Genomic DNA, 23,535 nt, shown 5'->3' on the forward strand with positions numbered 1-23,535 from the left:
ATGGTCAGGACCACCCCCGGGCGTCCGGTAGAGTTGTGCAGGTCAGCAGGCGCCGCTAGCTCAGTTGGTTAGAGCAGCTGACTCTTAATCAGCGGGTCCGGGGTTCGAGTCCCTGGCGGCGCACGCGAGGCCGAGGCCCCCTCACCACAGGTGAGGGGGCCTCGGCCGTACCACCACGCACAAGGGGCCGCCGGACACCGCGCGGGCGCACGTGCGCACGGCGTTTCGACCTTGCGATCAAGACATGGCTCGTAGAGCCTATCCTGGAGCCGATGCCCCCCAATGGGGCAAGAAGCTCGCACAGTTGGGGGCGGTTTGCGGAAGCCCCCTCCCACGCCCGACGCGGCGCAGGGGGGCGGGGCGCAGGTGACGGGATCGATGGGGTGGGGGCCCCGTTCACAAGCCGATCACGCGCCAGGCATCATGCAACCGGAAGGTCTCCGTTTCATGTCTGTGGAAACGGTGGCCGCCATTGATACGCCAGGACGTGCCGGTCGAGGGGGACAGCACGGTCCGGGCGTGGAACGAAACACGACCAATCACGCAGCCAGTATGCGTGCGGGGGGATGACTCATGACGTCGACGCCGACCGGCGCCCGGCAGGACAACGACCCATCCCGGACCACTCAGCTTCGGGTTCCCCCGCAGCTCCGGACCGGTGGTGCCCGGCAGCGCACGCCCAAGCCGCTGCCGCGCTACGACTACGAGCACTACAGCAGGCTGGCCGGGCCCCTCACCCAGCCGGACCCGAACAAGCCGTACACGGTGCAGTACCGCTCGCTCATATCCCAGGAGCCCCACCGCATCCGCGTCGCGCTGATGCTCGCCGCCGCGCCGGTGCTGTCGCTGGTGCTGCTGGTCTGGCTGCTGCAGCCGTCGCACTGGACCGAGCGCGACTACCCCGCCTTCGACTGGCTGCCCGCCCTCGACGTCGTGATGCTCGTCTCGATCGGACTGATCGAGTTCTTCCGCTGCATGAACGTGCTGTCGAACGCACACGCGACGCTGGTCGCCCGCGACCCGGTCCCGGTCGTGCCGGAGTCCGGCACCCGGGTCGCCTTCCTCACCTCCTTCGTCCCGGGCAAGGAGCCCCTGGAGATGGTGACGAAGACACTGGAGGCCGCCGTCAAGATCCGGCACCGCGGCCTGATGCACGTCTGGCTGCTCGACGAGGGCGACGACCCGGAGGTCAAGGCCGTCTGCGAGCGCCTGGGCGTGCACCACTTCTCCCGCAAGGGCATCGCGAAGTGGAACCAGGCGACCGGCGCCCACCGCGCCAAGACCAAGCACGGCAACTACAACGCCTGGCTCGACGCGCACGGCGACAACTACGACTTCTTCGCCTCCGTCGACACCGACCACGTGCCGCTGCCGAACTACCTGGAGCGGATGCTCGGCTTCTTCCGGGACCCGGACATCGGCTTCGTCATCGGCCCGCAGGTCTACGGCAACTACGACAACTTCGTCACCAAGGCCGCCGAGTCGCAGCAGTTCCTCTTCCACGCGCTGATCCAGCGCGCCGGCAACCGCTACGGCGCGCCGATGTTCGTCGGCACGTCGAACGCCGTGCGCATCAAGGCGCTCAAGCAGATCGGCGGCCTGTACGACTCGATCACCGAGGACATGGCGACGGGCTTCGAGATCCACCGCCACAAGAACCCGGCGACGGGCAACAAGTGGCGCTCGGTCTACACCCCGGACGTGCTTGCGGTCGGCGAGGGCCCCAGCGCCTGGACGGACTTCTTCACCCAGCAGATGCGCTGGTCCCGCGGCACGTACGAGACGATCCTCAAGCAGTACTGGAAGGGCTGGTACTCGCTGCCGCCGAGCAAGCTCTTCAACTACACGATGATGATCATCTTCTACCCGATGTCGGCCCTCAACTGGATCCTCGCGGCGCTGAGCTGCGCGCTGTTCCTGGGTCTGGGTGCCTCGGGTGTGAACATCGACCCGACCGTGTGGCTGATGCTCTACGGCAACGCCTCCGCGCTCCAGATCGGCCTGTACGTCTGGAACCGCCGCCACAACGTCTCCCCGCACGAGCCCGAGGGGTCCGGCGGTGTGGCCGGCATGCTCATGTCCGCGCTGTCCGCGCCGCTGTACGCCAAGGCACTGATCGACTCCGCCCTCCGGCGCAAGAGCAAGTTCGTGGTCACCCCCAAGGGCGACTCGGCGAGCCCGGACAGGTGGTTCGGGACCTTCCGGTACCACTGGTACTTCATCGGGATCTTCGGTGCCTCCATCGTCGCCGGCTTCGTGTTCGGGCACTCCCACCCCGCGATGATCATCTGGGCCTCCTTCGCCACGCTGATCACCGCGACGCCGATCTTCGTCTGGCGGCACATGCTGCGCGAGGAGAAGAAGAAGCGCCCGGCCCGGCACCGCGGCGGACAGCCGCCGCAGCCCGCGCCCGCACCGGCCGTGGACCACGCGCCCCAGGCCGGGCCCAGCTGGGCCGAGCAGAACGACACCATGCAGATCGCCCTTGGGGGAACCAAGAAATGAGCAGCCTGCCCGTCCGGCCGAACCACCGGAGGAACCGTGCCCGTCGCATCCTGATCGGCACGGCGGTGGTTGCTGTGGTCGCCGGGTTCAACGGGCCGGCCCTGTACCGGTACGGCTCCGAGAAGTACCACGACTACAAGATCAACAAGCCGGAGTACAAGGCCGCCAACGGCCACTGGGACTTCCTCGACGTCCCCTCCGAGTTCCGCATCAACACCATCCACGCGGCCCTGCTGCACACCGGCAAGGTCCTGCTGATCGCGGGCTCCGGCAACAACCAGAAGAACTTCGACGCGAACAAGTTCGAGTCGGTCCTGTGGGACCCGAAGACGAACAAGTTCAAGATGATCGAGACCCCCAAGGACATGTTCTGCGCGGGGCACACCCAGCTGCCCGACGGCAAGCTGCTCGTCGCGGGCGGCACCAAGCGGTACGAGAAGCTCAAGGGTGACGTCACCAAGGCCGGCGGCCTGATGATCGTCCACAACGAGGACCCGGACAAGCCGATCACGCTGCCCGCGGGCACCCGCTTCACCGGCAAGGCCAACGGCAAGACGTTCGTCTCCAAGGACCCGGTCCTGGTGGAGAAGGCGAAGAAGCTCTACGACAAGGCCACCGGACGCTTCCTGGGCACCGAGCCGGGCCTCGGCCGCATCTACGTGGAGGCGGAGAAGTCCGGCAAGGAGTACGAGACCGGCACCGAGGACAACTACAAGGTCCTCGGCCTGACCGGCAAGGACGCCCGCAACGTCTACGGCATGGCGCAGAAGCTCGCCCTCGACAAGAAGGACTTCCAGGGCATCAAGGACGCCTTCGAGTTCGACCCGGTCGCCGAGAAGTACATCAAGGTCGACCCGATGAACGAGGCGCGCCGGTACCCGACGCTGACCACGCTCAAGGACGGCAAGGTCCTCGCCCTCTCCGGTCTGGACGAGATCGGGCAGATCGTCCCCGGCAAGGACGAGATCTACGACCCGAAGACCAAGACCTGGGAGTACACCGGGTTCGAGCGCCGCTTCCCGACGTACCCGGCGATCTTCCTCATGGACAACGGCAAGCTCTTCTACTCGGGCTCCAACGCCGGGTACGGGCCGGCCGACGTCGGCCGCGACCCCGGTATATGGGACCTGGAGACGAACAAGTTCACCAAGATCCCGGGCCTGGGCGACGCGGACCGGATGGAGACGTCCGCGACCGTCATGCTGCCGCCCGCGCAGGACCAGAAGTTCATGGTCATCGGCGGTGGCGGGGTCGGCGAGTCCCAGGAGTCCAGCGAGAAGTCCCGCCTGATCGACCTCAAGGACCCGAACCCCCGCTTCCGGGACGGCGCCTCCCTCGACAAGGGCACCCGCTACCCCAGCGCCTCGCTGCTGCCCGACGACAGCGTGCTGGTGACCGGCGGTTCGGAGGACTACCGCGGCCGCAGCGGCTCCAACGTCCTGGAGGCCCGCACGTACGACCCGAAGAGCGGCCGGTACACGCGCGTCGCCGATCCGCAGGTGGGCCGCAACTACCACTCCGGGTCCGTGCTGCTGCCCGACGGCCGCGTGATGATCTTCGGCTCGGACTCGCTCTTCGCCGACGACGCCAACACCAAGCCGGGCGTCTTCGAGCAGCGCATCGAGATCTACACCCCGCCGTACCTGTACCGCGACGCGCGGCCGCGGATCACCTCCGGGCCGGAGAGCATCGAGCGCGGCGGCAGCGGGGTCTTCAAGACACCGGACGCCGCGAAGATCACCACGGCCAAGCTGATGCGGCCGAGCGCCGTCACGCACGTCACGGACGTCGACCAGCGGTCGATCGCGCTGGAGGTGGAGAAGACGGCGGACGGCATCGAGGTGACCGTGCCGAAGAACCGTTCCCTGGTGCCGTCCGGCTGGTACATGCTCTTCGTCACCGACGACAAGGGCACGCCGTCGGAGGCGGTCTGGGTCGAGGTCCCGTGACCCCGACGCCGCGGACGGCCCGAAGGGCACGCTGAACGACACGCCGAAGGGCCCCGGCTGCTGCCGGGGCCCTTCGGCGTACGTCCTTCCCGGTGCCGCACGTCCTGCGCGTGCCGCACGTCCTACTTGGTGTTGCGGGCCAGCTCCAGGGCGTACTCCGGGTACCAGTCGCCCGCCTTCGGGCCGCCCTTGCAGTCGCCGTCCGACTCGCCCGGGCGCTTGATCCACAGGTACGCGTCGACCAGCGGGTCGCCGGTGTCGGTGGTGGGCGTCTCACCGAGCGCGCGGCCCGGCGGGTTGCACCAGTTCTCGGCGGGGTCGCCGCCGGTGTACGGCCCGTTGCCGTTGCGGCTGGTGTCGATGACGAACGGCTTGCCGCCGGCCTTCGCCGAGACCTTCTTGCCGTACTCCTTGCTGGCCTCGGTGGTCTGGAAGTTGGCCACGTTCACCGCGAAGCCGTCGGCGCGCGCGATGCCCGCCCGCTGCAGCGGCTCGTGGATCTGGTCGGGCTTGCCCCAGCCGGCGTTGCCCGCGTCCAGGTAGACCTTGGTGCGCGGCTGCTGCTTCAGCCGCTCGACGGCGCCCCTGAGCAGGTCGTACCGCTCCTCGTGGTACTGGGCGTCGGTGCAGTTGTCCACCATGTGCATCACGGCGTCCGGCTCCAGGATCACGGTGGCCGGCCGGTCGCCGATGCCCTTGGCGACCTTGTCCAGCCAGTCCCGGTAGGCGTTGCCGTCGGCGGCGCCGCCCGCGGAGTGCTGGCCGCAGTCACGGTGGGGAATGTTGTAGAGGACGAGGACCGCGTCACGGTCGGCCTTGGCGGCCGCCTCGGTGTAGCCGCGGGCTTCTTGCTCGGGATTCTCGGACCCCACCCACGCGCCCACCGGCTGGGAGGCGATCTTCCTGATCAGCTCGGCGTTCTTCGCGTCGCCCTTGCGCAGATGACTGGCGAGCGCCTGCGCGGCCTTGGTGTCCGGATTGACCCAGAACGGGTCGATGTTCTTGGGCTGCTGACTGACCGGCGGCGATCCCTGCGACTCCTTCGTGCCGTCCGAGGAGGAACACCCCGTCAGCAGCAGGGCCCAGGCCGCTCCCACCGCGAGCGCTCCCGCGCGCGCACGCCCGGTGCAACTGCCGTACATCCACTCCCCCTTGGTGCACTGTCTACGGGGCCACCCCCCAGGCGCCCCTGCCCCGGACAAGCCCGGTCGAATCCATCCTGACACACCGGCCGTGCGCTGATCAGCGGGCCCCGGTCAGGTACGCGGAGACGACGACGTTCGCCGTGTAGGCGTCGGTGGCGCGGTCGAAGGTGCCGCCGCAGGTGATCAGGCGTAGCTCGGCACGGCCCGGGTGGCGTGGTCCGTACACCTTGTGCGGGTCGAACTCGTGCCGGGCGAAGACCTGGACGTCGTCGATGGTGAACTCGGCGACCGAGCCGTCGGTCCGGGCCACCAGGACGTGTTCGCCGGGGCGGGCGGAGCTCAGCCCGTAGAAGACGGCCGGTCTGGTCTCCGTGTCGACGTGGCCGACGAGGAGCGCGGCGCCGTCCGCGCCGGGCTTGGTGCCGGTGCCGAACCAGCCGACGGTGTGCGGCTGCCCGTACGGCGGCGGGTCTATGGCACCGGTGTCGTCCAGGCCGCGCGGGACGACCGGCGCCGTGATGCCCAGGGACGGCACCTCCACGTGCCGGGGCGCCACCGGTTCCAGCGGCGGGTGGGCCGGGGGCAGCGGTACGCCGAGCGCGCCGACGGCTGCCGCGTCGCCGGTGGCGGGGGCGTCCTGTCCGCCGGAGGCCCCGGTGATGTCCTTGCCCCACAGCCACAGGCCGAGCAGGAGCAGCGCCCAGGCCAGGCCGGTGAACAGCCGCCCGGTGCCGGCCGGGCGCTCCTTCGCGGCCATCGCGGTCAGTCCGCGCCGTGACCCGGGTCCGTACGGCGGTGGCGGCGCAGCCGCGCGCTGCGGAACGCCACGGCGACGGCGGCCACGCCGGCCAGGACGAGGCCGATCACGGTGTGCGGGGTGCCGGGCCCGCCTTCCCCGGCGCCGACGATGCCGTCGGCGACGCTGGGGGCGTCGGCCAGCCTCGGCGCCGGGGCGGGGTCGGCGGCCAGGTCCGCGGTGCCGCCGCCACCGGCGCGTACCGGTGCGACGGGGGTGGGCGGGGTGCGGTGGACGACGTGGACGAGACCGGCGTCGCGGTGGTCGCGGCCGTCGCAGTGGACGGTGACGTCGTACGTACCGGGGGCGAGGTGGGACTTGACGGTGGTGTCACCGTGCAGGGGCTTGCCGTGACCGTCGTGGGCGGACAGCTCGGCGTCGGTGACGAAGGCCTTCGACCGGACGTTGCCGTGGTCGTGCTTGCAGCCGGAGACGCGGATGTCGACGTCGCCGCCGGGCTGGACGGCCGCCGGGAGCACCATGGCCGTCACCCTGGCGTGGTGGTACGCCGGGTCCTCCTCCCCGGCGTGGGCGGGGCCGGCGGCCGGCGCGAGGACGAGTACGGGCGCCAGTACGGCCGCCGGCACGACAGCCGGCAGGACGGCCGCCCCTGCGGCACGGAGAGCTAGGAGCCTTGAACGCATCGTGAACCTCCTGGTACTCGAAGATTCACTCGTGTCGCCGCTTTTCGCATCTCCAGGGGACGGCCATCCGGCGGAGCACTGCGCCTGACCTGCGCGGATGGGCGCAGAAAGGGTCAGATCCGGTCGACCAGATCGGCGATCGAGTCCACCACGGTGGAGGGGCGGAAGGGGTAGCGGTCCACGTCGGCCGGGGTCGTCAGCCCGGTCAGGACGAGGAAGGTCTCCATGCCCGCCTCCAGGCCGGCCAGCACGTCGGTGTCCATCCGGTCGCCGATCATGGCGCTGGTCTCGGAGTGGGCGCCGATGGCGTTCAGCCCGGTGCGCATCATCAGCGGGTTGGGCTTGCCGGCGAAGTACGGGTCCTTGCCGGTGGCCTTGGTGATGAGCGCGGCGACCGAGCCGGTGGCGGGCAGCGGGCCCTCGGCGGACGGGCCGGTCTCGTCGGGGTTGGTGCAGATGAACCGGGCGCCCGCGTTGATCAGCCGGATCGCCTTGGTGAGGGACTCGAAGCTGTACGTGCGGGTCTCGCCGAGCACGACGTAGTCCGGGTCGTGGTCGGTCAGGATGTAGCCGATGTCGTGCAGCGCGGTGGTCAGGCCCGCCTCGCCGATGACGTACGCGGTGCCGCCGGGCCGCTGGTCGTCCAGGAACTGCGCGGTGGCCAGGGCGGAGGTCCAGATGTTCTCGACGGGGACGTCCAGGCCCATCCGGGCCAGCCGGGCGTGCAGGTCCCGGGCGGTGTAGATGGAGTTGTTGGTCAGGACGAGGAAGGGCCTGTCCGTGTCCCGCAGCTTCTTGATGAACGCATCGGCGCCGGGGATGGGCACGCCCTCGTGGATGAGGACGCCGTCCATGTCGGTGAGCCAGGATTCGATCGGCTTGCGCTCTGCCATGGGGCGGGACTCCTGCCGTACAGGTGGTGCGTGAGTGCTGGGGCGCCGCGACAGCACTGTGGCGACGCCCCCAGGGTAGTCACGATGCGGTGATCTTCACCCCGTCGATCACGCGGTACTGGTTGCCTGCCCCGGTGCCGGGAAACGGAAGCTCGCGGTCAGGTCCGGGTGCCGGCCCTCGCGTCGGCTCTGGCGCCGACCCTCGCATCGGCTCTTGTGCCGACCCTCGCATCGGCTCTTGTGCCGACCCTTGCGTCAGCTCTCGCACGCACCCGTGGGCGGCCCCTGTACAGGCCCCCGTACCAGCCCCCCCTGTCTCCGCCCCGCGTGTCAGCCCTTGCGGGCCCGCAGGCGGCCCACCAGCAGCTGGGCCCCGGCGCCGAGGGCGAACGCGACGGCCGAGGCCCCGGCGAGGATGAGCGCGTCCAGGCCCGTCCTGGGCAGCTCCTCGGCGACACCGGGGGCGGGGGGACGGCTCGCGGACCCGTCGGTGGCCGGCGGCCGTTCCTCGGCCCGGACGGTGAAGCGGTAGTCGCCGGACTCGCCCACCCAGTCGCCGTCGTCACCGCGGCGCTGCACGATCGCGGCGTTGGCGGTGACCTCGTCGGGCCGGGTGTCGGAGGTGAAGGCGAGTCGCACGGGCACGGTCACGGTGCGACCGGGCGGGACGGTGTAGCCCGGGAAGCCGTCGTCGAGGACGCCGACGAGTTCGTTGCGGTCGGTCCGCTCGACGGTCACGGGGTGCGGGCGCCCGCCGCTCTGCCCCGGCTGCGCGGTCCGCGGGGCGGTCGCCCCGGTCCCGTCAACACCTTCCGTCCCCTCCATCCCCTCCGTACCGTCCGTCCCCTCCGTCCTGCCCGTACCGTCCGTCCCGGTGGTCGGGTCCTCGCCGTCGTAGAACTCCAGCTGGATCTGGGAGGGCTGGAGGCTCTGGCTGCGGTCGGTGAAGACGATCACCGGGTGGATGTTGCCGCACGCGCGACTGGTGGTGTTGGTCAGCTCGACGCGCCAGGTCCCGAACCCGCCCCCGGGAACGTAGGCGGTGGGCCCGCCCGTGATGCGCGTACGGATCGGGAAGGCGGTGTCGGTGGGGTTCCCGCAGGTCGGCTGACGGCCCGGTACGGCGATGGTCTCCGTGCCGCCGGAGGTGTCGGCCCCGCCCCCGGCGACCGGGGCCGCCGAGGAGGCCGCGGGTCCGGCGGGGCCGCGCGCCGAATCCGCCGTCACGGCCACCGCGGGGGTGGCCGCACCCGTCAGCGCCGCCGGGGCGAGCGCGGTCAGCGTGGCTCCGGCGGCGAGGGCAGTACGCAGTCGCATGAGGCAGGCACCTTCGGCGGGGCGCGGACGATCGTGCCCCGAGAACCTCCCACGTCCCGGCGCCCGCCCACCGGGAGGGCCTCCGGCACCCGCCGTCCGGCGGCACGGAACCGCCCGATCGGCCGACTCCCCCGCGCGCCCGGGCGAGCGGTATGTACCTGCTCCTCGGGACCGGCCGCGGGGCCGGCCCGGCTGCCGGCGGGTGCCGAAACCCCGCGGGGCGGGCGCTACCCGGTGCCGGGACCTCCTGCGGCGCGAGAGCTCACGGGCTGCGTGACCTGCTGGGGCGCGAGCTCCCGCGATCCGGGCCCCCGCAGGGCACGAGCTCCCGCGACCGCACCCCCTCAGGGCACGGGCTCCCGGGATCGGGACCCGCGGTCCGCGAGCTCCCAGGGTCCGGTCCCCGGGGCGCGCGCCGCGGTCAGAGGCCGAACATCGGGGCCAGGGCGAGCAGCGCGGCGCCCTCCGCGACCGGGTGGTCACCGTCCTCCGCGAGCGCCACCGGCACGGGCGCCCCGTCGCCTTCGCGCCGGGCGCGCTCCTCGAGGACGGCGCGCACGCCCCGGACGAAGGGCCGCGTCGCGCCCGTGACGACCCGGCCGCCCAGCAGGACGCGGTCGATGTCGAGGAGGCCCACCAGGTTCGCGGCGCCGACGCCGAGCACGCGGGCCGCCTCGTCGAGGTCGCCGCGTGCGACGGCGGCCAGGCAGAGCGCCTCCAGGCAGCCGCGGGCGCCGCAACCGCAGGGCTCGCCGTCGAGCCGCACGGTCTGGTGTCCGAACTCGCCCGCGCCCGTGCGCGGCCCCCGGTACAGCGTGCCGCCGAGGACGAGGCCGGCCCCCAGGCCCGTACCGAGGTGGAGGTAGGCGAACGACTCACCGCCCCGGCCCTGCACGGCGATCCGGAAGGCGGCCGCGTTGGTGTCCTTGTCGAGGACGACCGGCAGGCGCAGCCGCTCGGCGAGCGCGTCGCGCAAGGGGAAGCCGTCCCACTCGGGGAATCCGGTCACGCGGTGCGGCACGCCGGCGGTGTGGTCGAGCGGCCCGGGCATGGCGGCGCCGACGCCGAGCACCGACCCGTCCAGGAGGCCCGACACCTCCCGCGTCACCGTCTCCAGCACCGCCTCGACGCCGGCGCCCAGGTCCATCGGGACGCCGCGCGTCCCCACGACGGTGCCCGCCAGGTCGACCCGTACGACGGTCAGCTCGTCGCGGTCGAGGTGCAGCCCGACGGCGTGGGCGGCTCCCGCCACCAGCCGCAGCACGGTACGCGGCTTGCCGCCCGTGGAGGCGCGGCGCCCCGCGTCGGCGGCGAGGCCCTCCGCCCGCAGCCGGGCGGTGATCTTGCTGACGGCCTGCGGGGTGAGGCCGGTGCGCTCGGCGAGCTCCAGCCGGCTGACCCCGTCCGCGCCCGCCTGGCGCAGCAGGTTGAGCAGCAGGGCCGCGTTGTGGCTGCGCAGCGCCGGCAGGTTCGCCCCCGTGTCGATGTTCACGGACCCATTGTCGCGTGTGCTTGCACTTTGGCAACAGCGTTGCTTAAGTGGGGTGCATGACTGGAACGCTGCGCGTCGGACTCGTCGGCTACGGCCTCGCGGGCTCCGTCTTCCACGCCCCCCTGATCGCCGCGACCGAGGGCCTGGTCCTCGACACGGTCGTCACCGCGAACCCGGAGCGCCGGGAACAGGCGCGCACCGCGTTCCCGGGCGTCCGCGTCGCCGCGTCCGCGGACGAGCTGTGGACGCGCGCCGGCGAGCTCGACCTGATCGTCATCGCCTCCCCCAACAAGACGCACGTCCCCGTCGCGACCGCCGCCCTGAAGGCCGGGCTCCCGGTCGTGGTGGACAAGCCGGTCGCCGGCACGGCGGCGGAGGCGCGCGGGCTCGCGGCGCTCGCCGAGGAGCGGGGCCTGCTCCTGTCCGTCTTCCAGAACCGCCGCTGGGACAACGACTTCCTCACCCTCCGCTCGCTGGTCGAGCGCGGCGAGCTCGGCGAGGTGCAGCGCTTCGAGTCACGCTTCGAGCGGTGGCGGCCGCAGCTCAAGGGCGGCTGGCGCGAATCGGGCGCCCCGGAGGAGATCGGCGGGCTGCTGTACGACCTGGGCAGCCACGTCGTGGACCAGGCGCTGGTGCTGTTCGGCCCGGCCGTGCGCGTGTACGCCGAGGCCGACGTACGCCGGGCCGGCGCGGAGGCGGACGACGACACGTTCATCGCGCTGACGCACGCCGGCGGCGTCCGCTCCCACCTGTACGTCAGCGCCACGGCCGCCCAGCTCGGCCCGCGCTTCCGGGTGCTCGGCTCGCGGGCGGGCTACGTCAAGTACGGCCTCGACCCGCAGGAGGCGGCGCTGCGCGAGGGCCTGCGCCCGTCCGCGGACGCGCCGTGGGGCGTCGAGCCGGAGGCGGCGTGGGGGCGCCTCGGTGCGGGCGAGTCGCCCGTGACGGGTGGCGGAGTGCCGGTGGAGACCCTTCCCGGCGACTACCCGGCGTACTACGCGGGTGTGGCGCGTGCCCTGCGCGAGGGGACGCCACCGCCGGTCACGGCCCATGAGGCCGCCGCGGCGCTCGACGTCCTGGAGGCGGCGCGCCGCTCGGCGCGCGAGGGCGTGGCGGTGACGCTGTGAGCACTCCCCCGTCCACGGCTCAGGACATCGCCGCCCTGGAGGAGCAGCAGGCCCGCCTCACGCTCCCCCGCTTCACGTACGACGACGCCTGGAGGCTCGGCACGCTCCTGGTCGAGCTGGCCCGGGAGCGGCGGGCGCCGGTCGCGATCGACGTCCGGCGCGGCCCGCAGCAGCTCTTCCACGCGGCGCTGCCCGGCTCCAGCGCGGACAACGACGCCTGGATCGACCGCAAGCGCCGCGTCGTCGAGCGGTACGCCGAGAGCTCCCTCCTCGTCGGCACCCGCTTCCGGGCGAAGGGCAAGGACTTCGACACGGACTCCCGCCTGGACCCCGACCGGTACGCGGCCCACGGCGGATCCTTCCCCCTCACGGTGGAGGGCGCCGGCGTCATCGGCACGGTGACGGTCTCGGGCCTGCCGCAGGTGGAGGACCACGCACTGGTGGTGGAGGCGCTGGAGCGCTTCCTCGCGGACGGGTGACACCGGGCCGGTCGCCCGGGCCGGACGGTTCACCCGTTCGGAGCAGTGCGAGGTCGCTGCATCACCCGGTCGGCCCTACGGTCGAGAAGGCGTGCGATCACACCTCGCCGAAGCGCGCCGGAAGGAGGCAGTCATGCGCTCCATCGGAGCAGCCGCCGTCGCCCTCGCGGGCAGCGCCACCCTGCTGACCCTGGCAGCCGTCCCCTCCACGGCGACGGCCACCGGTCCCGGTCCGGCCGTCACGTCGGTGGACTGCGGGCAGGCGTCCAACGGCCTGCAGGTCATCGCGCTGACCACGAAGGGAAGCCCCGCCTGCGGCACCGCCCACCGCGTGGCCGAGGCCTATCTGAAGGCCACCCACGACGACCACCGCAAGGTCGTGGTCGTCCACGCCGACGACGCCCGCTGGAAGTGCCGGGAGCGGCACGGCGACCCGAACCCGTACACGGAGTGCGTCAAGCTCGAGGACCGCGCCGAGAAGGTGCGGTTGCTGTCCTGACCCCACGGCGACGGGCCGCCCCTCCCGCCGGGAGGGGCGGCCCGTTCGTACGCTCGTCCTGCAGCCGGTTCCGCCGGAAGGGGCTGCGCGGCCACGCCCTGCGGCACGCGGCCGCGGGTCACGCGTCCTTGAGCTCCTGCCGTTGGCGCCCGAGCCCCTCGATCTCCAGCTCCACCACGTCACCGGCGCGCAGGTACGGCTTCGGCTCCGGCCGGCCCATGGCCACGCCCGCCGGCGTACCGGTGTTGATGACGTCGCCCGGGTACAGGGTCATGAACCGGCTGACGTACCGCACGACTTCCCCGACCGGGAAGATCTGGTCGGCGGTCGTGCCGTCCTGCCGCAGCTCGCCGTTGACCCACAGCTTCAGCGACAGCGCCTGCGGGTCCGGCACCTCGTCGGCCGTCACGAGCCAGGGTCCGAGCGGGTTGAAGGTCTCGCAGTTCTTGCCCTTGTCCCAGGTGCCGCCGCGCTCGATCTGGAACTCGCGCTCGGAGACGTCGTGCGCGACCGCGTACCCCGCCACGTGCCCCAGCGCCGCCTCCGCGGACTCCACGTAGCGGGCCGTGCGCCCGATGACCACCGCGAGCTCGACCTCCCAGTCCGTCTTGCGGCTGGCGCGGGGCACGAGCACGGTGTCGTCCGGGCCGACGACCGTGTCGGCCGCCTTGAGGAAGACCACCGGTTCGGTGGGCGTCGCCGCGCCGGCCTCGGCGGCGTGGTCGTGGTAGTTCAGCCCGATGCAGACGACCTTGCCGATACGGGCCACCGGCGGTCCGATCCGCAGCCCGGCCGGGTCGAGGGCGGGCAGCACGCCCGCCCCGCCGGCGGCCCGCACCCGGTCGAGCGCGGACGCGTCGGAGAGCAGGTTCCCGTCGATGTCGGGGACGAGCGCCGACAGGTCCCGCAGGACCCCGTCCCGGTCGAGCAGCGCGGGGCGCTCGGCGCCCGCCGTACCGACGCGCAGCAGCTTCATGGTCTTCTCCCGGTGGTCGAGGTAGGCCCCGGCCGATGGAGTGCGGCCATCGTCAGGATTGGCTGATCCTCCAAGGCCGGGGACCATCGGGCAAGACCGCGTTCACCCAGTGGACCTTTACGAGCCGGTAACCGGGCGGGCGGAGCGGCGGCCGTTCCGCCCGGTGTCCCGGGGCCCGTCCCCGTACACGTCCCGGTACAGGTACGCCCGCTCCCCCGCGGTCCACACCGCGCTCGTGACCACGTACAGACCGGCGGCGAGGGGCACCACCGCGACGGTGACGAGCGTCCCGAAGGAGAGCAGGGGCATCAGCCGGGCTCCGGGCAGCTCCGAGCCGGCCATCTCCCGCCGGGTGCGCCGGTAGGTGTACGTGGCGACCGCGGCGACGATCACGTACAGCCCCGCGTACACGAGTCCGGCCGCCCCGAAGGGCCCGCCGTCCGCGAGGGCCTGGGTCCAGCGCCCGCCGAGCGGGGCGCCCAACAGCGTGTGCCCGGCCATGCCGCCGCCCGAGAAGAGCTGGTACATCAGGAAGAACGCCGGCGCCTGGAGCAGGCTCGGCAGGCATCCGGCGAGCGGCGACACCTTCTCCCGGGCGTGCAGCTCCAGCACGGCCCGCCGCAGCCGCTCCGGGTCCTTGGCGGCGTACTTCCTGCGCAGCTCGGCGACGCGCGGGGCCAGCCGCATCCGGGCCTTCTGCCCGCGCGCGGCGGCCCGCGACAGCGGATGGACGGCCAGCCGTACGAGCACGGTGAACAGGACGATCGCGGCGGCGGTGGCGGAGCCGCGGAACAACGGCTGGAGCAGGTCGGCGAGCTGCTCGACCAGCGAGGCGAAAACAGACATGGGAAGGGAGCCCTCCGGGGGTCTCGTCGTACCGGAACGGAGCGATCTCGGCAGGACGGAACCGCGCGGAACGAAGACCCCGCGAAGGTGCGCGGGCCTGTGCGGACTACGCGGCAGCCGTCACGACGGACGGCTGCCGGGCGCCCGGGGCCGGCTGCGCCCCGGTGCGTCGGGATCGCGCAGCGGCAGGAAGGCCGTGCGCTGCTCGCGGTCGCGGATGGCGGTCCGCACCCGGGTCGGCGGTACGGCGGGCACGCAGCGCGCGGCGATGACGGCGCACGCGACGAGCGCGGAACCGACGGCGGCGAGCGCGACGGCGGCGGACAGGGCCCCGCCCTCTCCGTACAGGCCCCCGGCGAGGAGGAGGAAGAGGAAACCGGCAAGCCCGCTCCACAGCAGCAGCCGTGCGGCGATCCCGCTCATGGGTCCTCCCCCCTTCCTTCGTCCTCTGCACTCTAACGCGGCCGCATCGCACGGAGTTTCCCCCAGACGACGAGGCGGTACGCGGAGCTGTACTCGGGCGTGCAGGTGGTGAGCGTCACGTAGTGGCCCGGTTCGTCGTACCCCTTCGGTACGGCGGCGATGACGGCGGTGTCGCGGGGCGTTGTCCGCGGCAGGGTGCGGTCGACCGCGTACGTGTAGACGGCGTCCCGCGTCTCCACCACGATCGCGTCCCCGGGCCGCAGCCGGTCGACGCGGCGGAAGGGCTCGCCGTGCGCGTTGCGGTGCCCGGCGAGGGCGAAGTTCCCCGCCCCGCCGGGACCGGCGGTGCCGGGATAGTGCCCGGCGTACCCCTTGTCGAGGACGCCGCGCCTGCTGACACCGCGGCCGACGGGGACGACGAGGCCGAGGGAGGGGATGCGGAGGAGCGCGTACGCCTCCCGCGGCGCGGCAGGTGCGGGTGCGGGCGTCGCTGCCGGTGCGGACGCCGGTGCGCGGCTTTTGGCGGAAGGCGGTGCGGCCCCGGGGGCGGTGGGCGGTGCGGTGGGCGCGGGAGGCACCGGCCCGTCCTGCCGCGCGCCACTCCACTCGCGTTCCAGGGCTCGCACCTGCCGCTCGGCGCCGGCGCGGGCCTGCCGGTTGGTCCACCACAGCTGGTGCACCACGAGCAGGAGCAGCACCAGCCCGACCGTGACCGCGAGCTCGGCCCCCACCCACAGGACGCGGAGGACCACCACCCTCGACCGCCTCTGGCGACGCACGCCGGCACCATAGGCGCTCCCCCGACAACCCACCAGACCCGCCGTACAGCAGTACGGTGTCCACCATGCGCCCCGACACGCCTGCCGACCACATCACCGAAGCCGAGCGTTTGCTGCGCACCGCGGCGCAGTACCCGGAGGACCGCGAACCGCTGCTCCTGCGGGCGGCCGCCCATCTGGAGCTGGCCGGCGCCCGCGACCGCGCGACGACGCTGTACGACGACCTGCTCACCGCAGACGCCCCGCCGCCGGAGAACCCACACCTGATCAAGGCGCTCAAGGCCGCGAACCTGTGGGAGTACGGGCACGAGGCCGAGGCCCGGATCATCATCGACGGCCTGCGGACCGCGACCCCGGCGGACGCGGCCACGTGGGAGATCGTCGCGGAGACGCTGGAGGCCCACGACGAGCTGGAGGCGTCCGAGGCGACCTTCAGCGCCGCCGTGACCACTCTGCTCCCGTCGCCCGACGACGAGGTGCCCTACCCGTCGCAGTCGCTGCTCATGGGCCGCCACCGCGTACGGCGCCTGCTCGGGCTGCGGCACGACGACTGGGACGTCCTGGCCGACCGCCTCCACAGGGGCGCCGTCCCGCTGGACGAACTCCACGACCCCAAGCGGCTGTGGGCCCTGGGCTCCGACGACCCGGCCGAGCTCCGGGCCGAGATCGCACGGCTGCGCAGCGAGCTGGGCTCGTACCGCACGGCTCTCTCGCGGCCGTTCCCGGTGGCGGTCCTGCTCTGGCCGGCCGACGAGCTGGACGAACTGCTGGCCGCCTACCCGGAGCTGGAGTCGGAGTACCCGACGCACGCGGCGCACCTGACCGATCTGGAGGCCTCGCTGCGCGAACTCGCGGCCGCGGGCACCCCGAACCTCGGCATCGTCCAGGGCACGGTCCCCTCGTACGAGGCCTTCGCCGCCTCCGAGGCCACGTCCCCGTCGAACCCGGCGCTGCTCCCCCAGTACGCCACCACCCTCGCCGCCCGCGGCCGCGCCGTCCCGTGGCCCCCGCCCCGCACGGCCCCGTGCTGGTGCGGCTCGGGGGCGGCGTACGGCGACTGCCACGGGACGGCGCAGCCGTAGGGCGCGAGTTCGGCTGGGGCCGCGCGCCCCAGCCGAACCGGGCGGGGCGGGGCGGGGCCGGGCGGAGCGGGGTCAAATGGACCGTTCGCCTCCCCTTCGCCCTGTGCGTGCAGTAGTTTCACCGTGAACTACCGCCGTCTGACTGGCTTCTGTTCCCCCACACAGCTCCAGTCCCTGTGTGAGGGAGACGTGTGCCGATGAGCAACCCGTACCAGCAGCCGCCCGCGACTCGGCCCCTGCACCGCATGAAGCGCGTGTGGGCAGGAGGTCTGCTGCTCCTCCTGATCGGCACGGGCTGTGGTGCCCTGGGGTCGGGCGACCCCGCGAAGCCGGCGGCCGCCAAGCCGGTGCCCGCCCCCACCGTGACGGCCACGGCCACGGTGACGGCGACGCCCGCGGCCGCCCCCGTACCGACGGTCACCACCACCGCCACGGTGACGGCGACCGCGACGGTGACCCGGCAGGCCGCGGCCAACGACTCCTCGACCGGCGGCGGTTCAGACAGCGGCGGCGCGGCAGTCTCCTACGGCAACTGCGCCGACGCCCGCGCCGCCGGCGCCGCCCCGGTCCACCGCGGGGAGCCCGGCTACGGCCGCCACCTGGACCGCGACAACGACGGGGTGGGGTGCGACAACGGCTAGTCGGCTTCCGTGGTCGTCAACTTCCATTCGGAAGCGAGCCGTGATCCGCCCCAGCCATCTGGTCGCTCCCAGACGGACGCGATGCCGAGGGTCTCCAGATAGTCGGCGTAGTCACCGATGTCGCGGGTGAAGAGGGCGAGTAGATGCGGCGCGGTCTTCCCCGCCCGCTCGTAGTGCACATGGCGGTATTCGAAGAGTTGCCCCACGGCCTCACGACCGGCGAGATACTCCTTGCCCGCGATGACCGTCTTGGCTTCCACCAGCCACTCGTGATCGGGCCGGCTTTGGTGGCGCAGGACGAGGTCCCGGGGGTGCACCCCCACGGTGATGGGGCTGTATCCGCGGGCGTGCGCATGGTGCCCGAATCTCAGGACGAGCGCCTCATGCTCTTGCTTCCGCTCAGCGGTGCCGCCCCTGAGGACCACGGAGTAGCCCTTGCTGCTCTTGGGCTGGAAGCCGCTGAGGGGGTCGCCGTGTTCAGGTTGGGGGTACTCAAGGACGGGGTCGCCGCTCTTGGGGAGTTGGAGCCAGAAGCGATCGACCGCGGCAGCGTCCTGAAGAAGCTGGACCGCCTCCCTCAGGTCGCCCGCCAGCTCGTCATCCGACGGCATGCTGGCCATCTCATAGCGCCGCGCGGCCACGTTGGCCTTCTCATACGCACGCGGGCGCCAGTCCTTTGGCTCGACGAGCAGGTGCAGGGTGTCCCGCCACTTCTCGGCCAGCGTGGGACGCAAGGCACCTCTCAGGGTCTCGCCCTGCGTGATCAAGTAGCGGTGGAGGGTTGCGCCTCTCCCGTACCGCTTGCTCAGGTGCGTTACGCCCTGTTGCAGCGTCAGCGTCACCGCGCTGAGGTCCGAGCTGTAGATGTAGGCGAGGTAAAGGCCCTCGTGGGGGTTCTCGTTGATGGTCCGGTCGAACACGCCAATCCACGGCGTCCGACTGGCATTCCCTTGTCCCCCGTATCCCGTGGCGAAGCAACCGGGCGGCCAGGGCAGGTCTTGTCTCTTCTGCACGCTCCACAGCAGAGCGTGGCCGGGGAGGTCACTGGAGGCTTTGCCGTCAGGCTCGTAGATCTCGCCGATGCGTATGAGCAGGTCACGTAGCGACATCTACAGAAGCTAACCAAAGTCGATCACTCAGTGACAGGATCACGATCACTTCGAGCCATGCGGTGACCAAGTGACGCGCGGGCTGCTTGGTAGAACACATGCAAGGTTCAGGCACGCAACGGGAGCGACTCATGCCTCAGGCCGGCAGTGAATCATCCACCTTGCCAGCGGGGCTCTACGAGCAGCTGATCACCATGCGCCTGGAGCGGCAACTGGCACAGATCGCCGACGACGGCTGGCATCAGGTGAGTGACACCGTGGGAACGGAGTCGGTGCCTCACGTATTGGCCAGGCACGTTGCCGAGACGGTGCGCCGCGTCCTGCAGGGCCTCGCCCCTGAAGAGCGGGTCCACGCCGCCAACCACATCCTGGAATCCATCAGCACGCTGGACGGTGCACGGCAGTGGGTAGATCTCGTGGCCGACGGCCCCCGTGAGTTGCTCGCGCTGGCCCGCCAAGAAGCCCCCGGCGTGTACGCGGTCCGCCCGGCCACCCCGCTGTCCGAGACGGCACTGATGACCAACGCACCCGAGGACCCGAGCCTCGGCTTCGAACTCCGGACAGAGATCGCCACGGCCGACCACGTCGATCTCCTTTGCGCCTTTGTGAAGTGGCACGGGCTGCGCATCATCGAGCAGTCACTACGCTCGGCATGCCAGCGCGGGGTACGCATACGGGTCATCACGACGACGTACATCGGAGCCACCGAGCGGCGCGCCTTGGACCGCCTCGTCAACGAGTTCAACGCCGAGGTCAAGGTCAACTATGAGACGCGCTCGACGCGCTTGCACGCCAAGGCCTGGCTCTTCCGCCGCACCACCGGCTACGACACGGCGTACGTCGGCAGCTCGAATCTCTCCAAGGCGGCGCTGCTGGACGGGTTGGAGTGGAACGTCCGACTCTCCTCCATCGCGACCCCTGACGTCCTGCGCAAGTTCGAGGGCACCTTCGACGCGTACTGGAGTGATCCGTCCTTCGAGACGTACGACCCCCAGTGTGACGGCGCACGACTCGACGAGGCGCTCACCATCGCAGGGGGCCCCTCCCCATCGTCGGCCTCGACCCGCATCACCCTCTCCGGACTGGAGGTACGGCCGTATCCGTACCAGCGCGACATGCTGGAGCGACTGGAGGTGGAGCGTGCCGTTCACGGCCGTCACCGCAACCTCTTGGTAGCCGCGACAGGGACCGGCAAGACCGTGATGGCCGCCCTCGACTACAAGCAGCTGTGCCGGCGGCACGGACGTACTCTGCGGTTGCTTTTCGTGGCGCACCGCAAGGAAATCTTGCAGCAGTCGATGCGGACGTACCAAGACGTATTGACTGACGCGAATTTCGGTGAGCCATTCCACAGCAGCGACGTTCCGGAGCGTTGGGCGCATGTCTTCGCGAGCGTGCAGTCGCTGAAGCGCGAGACACTGGAGAAGGTCGCGCCGGACCACTTCGACGTCATCGTGATCGACGAATTCCACCACGGCACCTCACCGACGTACCGGAAGATCATCGATCACTTCCAGCCCTTGGAGCTCTTGGGACTCACAGCGACGCCCGAGCGGATGGACGGCAAGAACATTCAGGATGAGTTCTTCGACGGACGGATCGCCGCCGAGATGCGCCTGTGGGAGGCGCTGGAGAATGATCTCCTGAGTCCGTTCCACTACTTCGGCATCAGCGACAACACCGACCTCAGCGCTGTGCAGTGGAAGCACGGTGGCTATGACCCGTCACAGCTCGGCGACGTACTCGCCGGGAACGCGGCACGAGCTCGGCTCGTGGTCAGGTCAGTGCAGGAGAAGATTGCCGACCCGGGCAGCATGAGGGCGCTGGGCTTCTGCGTCACGGTCGCCCATGCCCACTTCATGGCGGAGTTCTTTCGCGCCGCCGGGCTGAAAGCCATTGCGCTGTCTGGGGAGACCCCTCCCGATCAGCGTCGGCAAGCTCTGGCGGACCTGAGGACCGGACAACTACAAGTGATCTTCTCGGTGGACCTCTTCAACGAAGGACTCGACATCCCCGACGTGGACACCCTCCTTCTCCTGCGCCCGACGTCGAGTGCCACGGTCTTCCTGCAGCAGCTGGGGCGCGGCCTGCGGCGCAGTGAGAACAAGGCGGTGCTGACCGTTCTCGACTTCATCGGCCAGCACCGCAAGGAGTTCCGCTTCGAGAACCAGTTCCGCGCCTTGACCAACCTCACGCGCAAGCGACTCCTGGCACATCTGGAGAACGACTTCCCGCAGTTGCCCTCGGGGTGCCAGATCATCCTGGAGGAGAAGGCCAAGAAGGCGATCATCGCCAACATCAAGGACCAAATTGGCGTCAACGTCACCTCCCTTGCCCGTGAGGTAGCCGCATACGCCATTCCGCACCTCAACCCCTACCTAGCGGAGAGCGGCCGTGAGCTCAAAGAGCTCTACCGAGGCAACGGCAACTCCTGGACGAGCCTCCTCCGGCGCGCCGGACTGCTGAAGGGTGACGCGCCGGAGGACGAGACCGCGTTGCTGAAGCGAGTCCCGGCATTCCTGCACGTGGACGATCCCCAAAGGGTGGCCGCGTACACGCTTCTGCTGGAGGACAATGCTCCCGCGTACGAAGACCTCGACGCCTCAGGCCAGGCTTATGCCCGCATGCTGTTCTTCCAGCTCTGGCCGCTCGGCGGCACCACCCGCAAGGGCTTCGCCAGCTATGACGAGGGTTTCGCTACCTTGCGCGACCAGTGCGCCTTCCGGGAGGAGCTCCGCCAGGTCCTGGCGTACAACCTGGCCCACACGGAGCACATCCCGATCCCGCTGCCGGGCGCACACGGGGATCTGCCCCTCACGGTGCACGCCTCGTACAGCCGAGAGGAGATTCTCCCAGCGCTCGGTCAGTCCTTCATCGGCGGATTCATGCCAGGCCACTTCCGGGAAGGCGTGAGGTGGTGCGAGTCCATCAGGACGGATGCCCTCCTCATCACTCTGGAGAAGGATGAGAAGGACTTTTCCCCGCAGACCCGTTATCACGACTACGCCCTCAACGAGTTTCGCTTTCACTGGGAATCCCAGAACCAAACCTCCGAGACCTCCCCGACGGGACTGCGTTACCAACATCATGCCGCAGAGGGCACCCATGTCCTGCTCTTCGTCCGCCGCTACAAGAGCACGGACATCGGCAGCGCCCAGCCATGGATGTTGCTCGGCCCCGCCACCTACGTGGAGCACAAGGGCAGCAAGCCGATGGCCATCACCTGGGAGCTCCACCATGAGATTCCGGCCGACGTGTACACGTACTCGGCGATCGCTGCGGGGTAAGGGCAAGGAACGTGCGGGGGCCCGTTGAGCCTTGTCCCGAGCCCGGTCCTCACAGCGAGCCCGCTTCAGGTCCGACGATCCGCCGCAGGACCGCTGCCACCCGCGGGTCTCCGGCCGGCGCCGCGGCTCGGACCTCGGCCGCCACGTCGTCCGGTCGGCACAGCCCCCGTTCGGTGACCTCCGTCAGGAGTGCGGCGAGGGAGGCCGGGTCGGCGAGGTGCGGGAGGGCGTCCGCCACCGCGCGCGGCAGGGGCGTGCAGGCGAGGTTCCGGACCGGGACGCGGAGGGCCGGGCGGACGGTGGGGTGGACGCGGACGTAGGCGTGGCTGCGGGGGACGGCCCGGTGGGCGACGACGACGTCCACCTCCGGGTGCGAGCCGAGCCGCGGTACGGACTCCAGCCCGTACAGCGCCAGGGCCGCCGGGCCGGTCAGGAGGGCGTCGGGACCGGCGTACAGGAGGGCGCCGCGCAGGCGCTGCTGGATCGTGGGGGCGGCGGTCCGCAGCAGGATCACGCGCGGCATCAGCCGGCGCCACGGGCCCGGTGGGCGGCAGTGCGCCGCGATCGCGGAGGACGCGCAGCCCAGGTCCATGAGCTGGTGGACGGTGGCGACTCCGTCCTGGGCGACGACGAGCGGGTCCGCGGCGAAGCGGTGGGGCGGCGTGGGGGTCGGCATGTGCGGATCGTGCCCGTACGACACGGGCCGCCATGCCGTGCGGCGCGAGGTTGTTACCGGGTGATGGCAGGAAGGGTCCTGCACCGCCCCCACGCTTCACCCAGTGCACTATGGACGTCACGCTCAGTACGGGCGCTCGTCACGTGACAGGTGGATCAGGACATGACCCCACGACCCCTCCCCTCCCCTCCGGCCCGGCTGCTGCGCCGGCTCCTGCTCGGCGTTCTGTGCTCCCTCGCCGGGGCGCTCCTGGTGACCGGCGGCACCCTGCTGCTGCCCGACGACGTCCGGCGCACGATGCCGGAGCACACGTACGGCGGTCTCGTCCTGTGCACCACTCTCGCCCTCTGCGTGGCCGTCCTCGTCCGGGCGCGGCGCAGACGTCCGCGCCCGCCGCGTTAGCCTCGGGGCAAGGCAGGAACACGCGTACGGAAGGCAGGACAGCGGAAGATGGCCAGGATTCCGGCAACAGCCGTGGCGGCGAGCGGACTCGTCGGTGGGTACGCCGTCGCGCGGTGGACCAGGAAGCGGCCCCTCGGCGGGGTCGCGCTCGCGGCCGCGGGAGCGGTCGCCGCACGGGAGTGGCACCGCCGCAGCGGGGCCATGGCCGCGGCGGGACTGACCGCGGTGTACGTGGCCGCGTTCGCCGGGTCGCACCCGCTGGCGAAGAAGGTAGGGGCGTGGCCCGCGGTGTTCTCCGTCGCCGGCGGCATGGCCGCGGCGTCCTGGGCGGTCGGGCGCAGGAGCGGCTGACCGCCGGACGCGCGGGCCGCGCCCCTGCGCCGGCTGCCGGGCCACCCCGTCCGAAGCCGTGTGAACACCACCCCGACAACGTACGTATGAATCAGCACCTCCCCACAGCGGCTGGGC

21 protein-coding genes, 1 tRNA gene and 1 pseudogene are annotated in these 23,535 nt (G+C 71.4%); 11 read left to right on the forward strand and 12 right to left on the reverse strand.

The window, feature by feature from the left end:
* Positions 1-49 precede the first annotated feature (49 nt).
* The 3 genes from IH00_RS0122115 to IH00_RS0122125 all read left to right on the forward strand — a co-directional run bounded on the left by IH00_RS0122115 (position 50) and on the right by IH00_RS0122125 (position 4,454).
* Positions 50-123: transfer RNA gene (locus IH00_RS0122115), tRNA-Lys, on the forward strand.
* Between the two features lie 450 nt (positions 124-573).
* Complete coding sequence (locus tag IH00_RS0122120; protein ID WP_031076235.1) at positions 574-2,505, forward strand: glycosyltransferase family 2 protein; 1,932 nt, start codon at positions 574-576, stop codon at positions 2,503-2,505.
* Complete coding sequence (locus IH00_RS0122125) at positions 2,502-4,454, forward strand: radical copper oxidase GlxA (RefSeq protein ID WP_031076237.1); 1,953 nt, start codon at positions 2,502-2,504, stop codon at positions 4,452-4,454. The genes IH00_RS0122120 and IH00_RS0122125 overlap by 4 nt, the downstream gene beginning before the upstream one ends.
* Positions 4,455-4,576: 122 nt before the next feature.
* Here the strand turns inward: IH00_RS0122125 and IH00_RS0122130 are convergent, their stop codons facing one another.
* From IH00_RS0122130 to IH00_RS0122155, 6 genes are all read right to left on the reverse strand, one after another.
* Positions 4,577-5,596 (reverse strand): glycoside hydrolase family 6 protein, encoded by a 1,020-nt coding sequence (locus tag IH00_RS0122130; protein WP_031076244.1) that lies wholly within the window; start codon positions 5,594-5,596, stop codon positions 4,577-4,579.
* Between the two features lie 100 nt (positions 5,597-5,696).
* Complete coding sequence (locus IH00_RS0122135) at positions 5,697-6,356, reverse strand: class F sortase (RefSeq protein ID WP_031076246.1); 660 nt, start codon at positions 6,354-6,356, stop codon at positions 5,697-5,699.
* 5 nt (positions 6,357-6,361) lie between these two features.
* On the reverse strand, positions 6,362-7,039 hold the full coding sequence (locus IH00_RS0122140; protein ID WP_052411555.1) for a hypothetical protein: 678 nt from the start codon (positions 7,037-7,039) through the stop codon (positions 6,362-6,364).
* A 113-nt stretch (positions 7,040-7,152) separates the two neighbouring features.
* On the reverse strand, positions 7,153-7,932 hold the full coding sequence (locus IH00_RS0122145) for an HAD-IIA family hydrolase (RefSeq protein ID WP_031076249.1): 780 nt from the start codon (positions 7,930-7,932) through the stop codon (positions 7,153-7,155).
* A gap of 330 nt (positions 7,933-8,262) precedes the next feature.
* Positions 8,263-9,249, reverse strand: a complete 987-nt coding sequence (locus tag IH00_RS37595) for a hypothetical protein (protein WP_052411556.1) — start codon at positions 9,247-9,249, stop codon at positions 8,263-8,265.
* A gap of 421 nt (positions 9,250-9,670) precedes the next feature.
* A complete protein-coding gene (locus IH00_RS0122155) occupies positions 9,671-10,741 on the reverse strand; it encodes an ROK family transcriptional regulator (protein ID WP_031076251.1) in 1,071 nt (356 codons plus the stop codon).
* Positions 10,742-10,797: 56 nt separating this feature from the next.
* On the opposite strand from IH00_RS0122155, the gene IH00_RS0122160 reads away from it, so the two are divergent.
* The 3 genes from IH00_RS0122160 (at position 10,798) to IH00_RS0122170 (ending at position 12,846) form a co-directional block, all read left to right on the forward strand.
* Complete coding sequence (locus tag IH00_RS0122160; RefSeq protein WP_031076253.1) at positions 10,798-11,868, forward strand: Gfo/Idh/MocA family oxidoreductase; 1,071 nt, start codon at positions 10,798-10,800, stop codon at positions 11,866-11,868.
* Positions 11,865-12,347, forward strand: a complete 483-nt coding sequence (locus IH00_RS0122165) for a heme-degrading domain-containing protein (RefSeq protein WP_031076255.1) — start codon at positions 11,865-11,867, stop codon at positions 12,345-12,347. Before IH00_RS0122160 ends, IH00_RS0122165 begins: the two co-directional genes overlap by 4 nt.
* 133 nt (positions 12,348-12,480) lie before the next feature.
* Complete coding sequence (locus IH00_RS0122170; RefSeq protein WP_031076257.1) at positions 12,481-12,846, forward strand: hypothetical protein; 366 nt, start codon at positions 12,481-12,483, stop codon at positions 12,844-12,846.
* Positions 12,847-12,964: 118 nt separating this feature from the next.
* Here IH00_RS0122170 and IH00_RS0122175 read toward each other — a convergent pair whose 3' ends face one another.
* From IH00_RS0122175 to IH00_RS0122190, 4 genes and pseudogenes are all read right to left on the reverse strand, one after another.
* Positions 12,965-13,822 (reverse strand): fumarylacetoacetate hydrolase family protein, encoded by an 858-nt coding sequence (locus tag IH00_RS0122175; protein ID WP_031076259.1) that lies wholly within the window; start codon positions 13,820-13,822, stop codon positions 12,965-12,967.
* Between the two features lie 117 nt (positions 13,823-13,939).
* Positions 13,940-14,668: a YidC/Oxa1 family membrane protein insertase gene (locus IH00_RS0122180; RefSeq protein ID WP_052411557.1), complete on the reverse strand. Its 729-nt coding sequence runs from the start codon at positions 14,666-14,668 to the stop codon at positions 13,940-13,942.
* A gap of 106 nt (positions 14,669-14,774) precedes the next feature.
* A pseudogene (locus tag IH00_RS0122185) lies at positions 14,775-15,091 on the reverse strand (DUF6412 domain-containing protein).
* A 32-nt stretch (positions 15,092-15,123) separates the two neighbouring features.
* On the reverse strand, positions 15,124-15,870 hold the full coding sequence (locus tag IH00_RS0122190) for a class E sortase (RefSeq protein WP_031076264.1): 747 nt from the start codon (positions 15,868-15,870) through the stop codon (positions 15,124-15,126).
* Positions 15,871-15,935: 65 nt separating this feature from the next.
* Here IH00_RS0122190 and IH00_RS0122195 point away from each other — a divergent pair, with 65 nt between their 5' ends.
* Both IH00_RS0122195 and IH00_RS0122200 read left to right on the forward strand, forming a co-directional pair.
* Positions 15,936-16,952 carry an SEC-C domain-containing protein gene (locus IH00_RS0122195; RefSeq protein WP_031076266.1) on the forward strand — a complete coding sequence of 339 codons (1,017 nt, stop codon included), beginning with the start codon at positions 15,936-15,938 and terminating at the stop codon, positions 16,950-16,952.
* 197 nt (positions 16,953-17,149) lie between these two features.
* The gene (locus IH00_RS0122200; protein WP_031076267.1) at positions 17,150-17,593 is read left to right on the forward strand and encodes an excalibur calcium-binding domain-containing protein; all 444 of its coding nucleotides are present in this window, start codon (positions 17,150-17,152) and stop codon (positions 17,591-17,593) included.
* Here the strand turns inward: IH00_RS0122200 and IH00_RS0122205 are convergent.
* Positions 17,590-18,702 (reverse strand): MrcB family domain-containing protein, encoded by a 1,113-nt coding sequence (locus IH00_RS0122205; protein ID WP_031076269.1) that lies wholly within the window; start codon positions 18,700-18,702, stop codon positions 17,590-17,592. The two genes, IH00_RS0122200 and IH00_RS0122205, sit on opposite strands and share 4 nt — an antisense overlap.
* 131 nt (positions 18,703-18,833) lie before the next feature.
* Between IH00_RS0122205 and IH00_RS0122210 the strand changes: the two genes are divergently transcribed.
* Positions 18,834-21,989 carry a DEAD/DEAH box helicase gene (locus tag IH00_RS0122210; protein WP_031076271.1) on the forward strand — a complete coding sequence of 1,052 codons (3,156 nt, stop codon included), beginning with the start codon at positions 18,834-18,836 and terminating at the stop codon, positions 21,987-21,989.
* Positions 21,990-22,038: 49 nt separating this feature from the next.
* Here the strand turns inward: IH00_RS0122210 and IH00_RS0122215 are convergent, their stop codons facing one another.
* A complete protein-coding gene (locus IH00_RS0122215; RefSeq protein WP_052411558.1) occupies positions 22,039-22,665 on the reverse strand; it encodes a hypothetical protein in 627 nt (208 codons plus the stop codon).
* A 162-nt stretch (positions 22,666-22,827) separates the two neighbouring features.
* Between IH00_RS0122215 and IH00_RS0122220 the strand changes: the two genes are divergently transcribed.
* Positions 22,828-23,067 (forward strand): hypothetical protein, encoded by a 240-nt coding sequence (locus tag IH00_RS0122220; RefSeq protein ID WP_031076274.1) that lies wholly within the window; start codon positions 22,828-22,830, stop codon positions 23,065-23,067.
* Between the two features lie 48 nt (positions 23,068-23,115).
* Positions 23,116-23,418: a hypothetical protein gene (locus IH00_RS0122225; RefSeq protein WP_031076276.1), complete on the forward strand. Its 303-nt coding sequence runs from the start codon at positions 23,116-23,118 to the stop codon at positions 23,416-23,418.
* The last annotated feature ends 117 nt before the right edge of the window (positions 23,419-23,535 follow it).

The sequence above is a fragment of the Streptomyces sp. NRRL S-118 genome (genome assembly GCF_000716335.1).
In the GTDB taxonomy this organism is placed as follows: Bacteria; Actinomycetota; Actinomycetes; order Streptomycetales; family Streptomycetaceae; genus Streptomyces.

Coding starts and splice junctions, on each gene's coding strand:
- IH00_RS0122135 (WP_031076246.1), bottom strand. CDS start 6,356: ATGGCCGCGAAGGAGCGCCCGGCCGGCACCGGGCGGCTGTTCACCGGC.
- IH00_RS0122195 (WP_031076266.1), top strand. CDS start 15,936: ATGCGCCCCGACACGCCTGCCGACCACATCACCGAAGCCGAGCGTTTG.
- IH00_RS0122140 (WP_052411555.1), bottom strand. CDS start 7,039: ATGCGTTCAAGGCTCCTAGCTCTCCGTGCCGCAGGGGCGGCCGTCCTG.
- IH00_RS0122130 (WP_031076244.1), bottom strand. CDS start 5,596: ATGTACGGCAGTTGCACCGGGCGTGCGCGCGCGGGAGCGCTCGCGGTG.
- IH00_RS0122180 (WP_052411557.1), bottom strand. CDS start 14,668: ATGTCTGTTTTCGCCTCGCTGGTCGAGCAGCTCGCCGACCTGCTCCAG.
- IH00_RS0122225 (WP_031076276.1), top strand. CDS start 23,116: ATGGCCAGGATTCCGGCAACAGCCGTGGCGGCGAGCGGACTCGTCGGT.
- IH00_RS0122170 (WP_031076257.1), top strand. CDS start 12,481: ATGCGCTCCATCGGAGCAGCCGCCGTCGCCCTCGCGGGCAGCGCCACC.
- IH00_RS37595 (WP_052411556.1), bottom strand. CDS start 9,249: ATGCGACTGCGTACTGCCCTCGCCGCCGGAGCCACGCTGACCGCGCTC.
- IH00_RS0122215 (WP_052411558.1), bottom strand. CDS start 22,665: ATGCCGACCCCCACGCCGCCCCACCGCTTCGCCGCGGACCCGCTCGTC.
- IH00_RS0122125 (WP_031076237.1), top strand. CDS start 2,502: ATGAGCAGCCTGCCCGTCCGGCCGAACCACCGGAGGAACCGTGCCCGT.
- IH00_RS0122120 (WP_031076235.1), top strand. CDS start 574: ATGACGTCGACGCCGACCGGCGCCCGGCAGGACAACGACCCATCCCGG.
- IH00_RS0122145 (WP_031076249.1), bottom strand. CDS start 7,932: ATGGCAGAGCGCAAGCCGATCGAATCCTGGCTCACCGACATGGACGGC.
- IH00_RS0122205 (WP_031076269.1), bottom strand. CDS start 18,702: ATGTCGCTACGTGACCTGCTCATACGCATCGGCGAGATCTACGAGCCT.
- IH00_RS0122160 (WP_031076253.1), top strand. CDS start 10,798: ATGACTGGAACGCTGCGCGTCGGACTCGTCGGCTACGGCCTCGCGGGC.
- IH00_RS0122220 (WP_031076274.1), top strand. CDS start 22,828: ATGACCCCACGACCCCTCCCCTCCCCTCCGGCCCGGCTGCTGCGCCGG.
- IH00_RS0122200 (WP_031076267.1), top strand. CDS start 17,150: ATGAGCAACCCGTACCAGCAGCCGCCCGCGACTCGGCCCCTGCACCGC.
- IH00_RS0122210 (WP_031076271.1), top strand. CDS start 18,834: ATGCCTCAGGCCGGCAGTGAATCATCCACCTTGCCAGCGGGGCTCTAC.
- IH00_RS0122175 (WP_031076259.1), bottom strand. CDS start 13,822: ATGAAGCTGCTGCGCGTCGGTACGGCGGGCGCCGAGCGCCCCGCGCTG.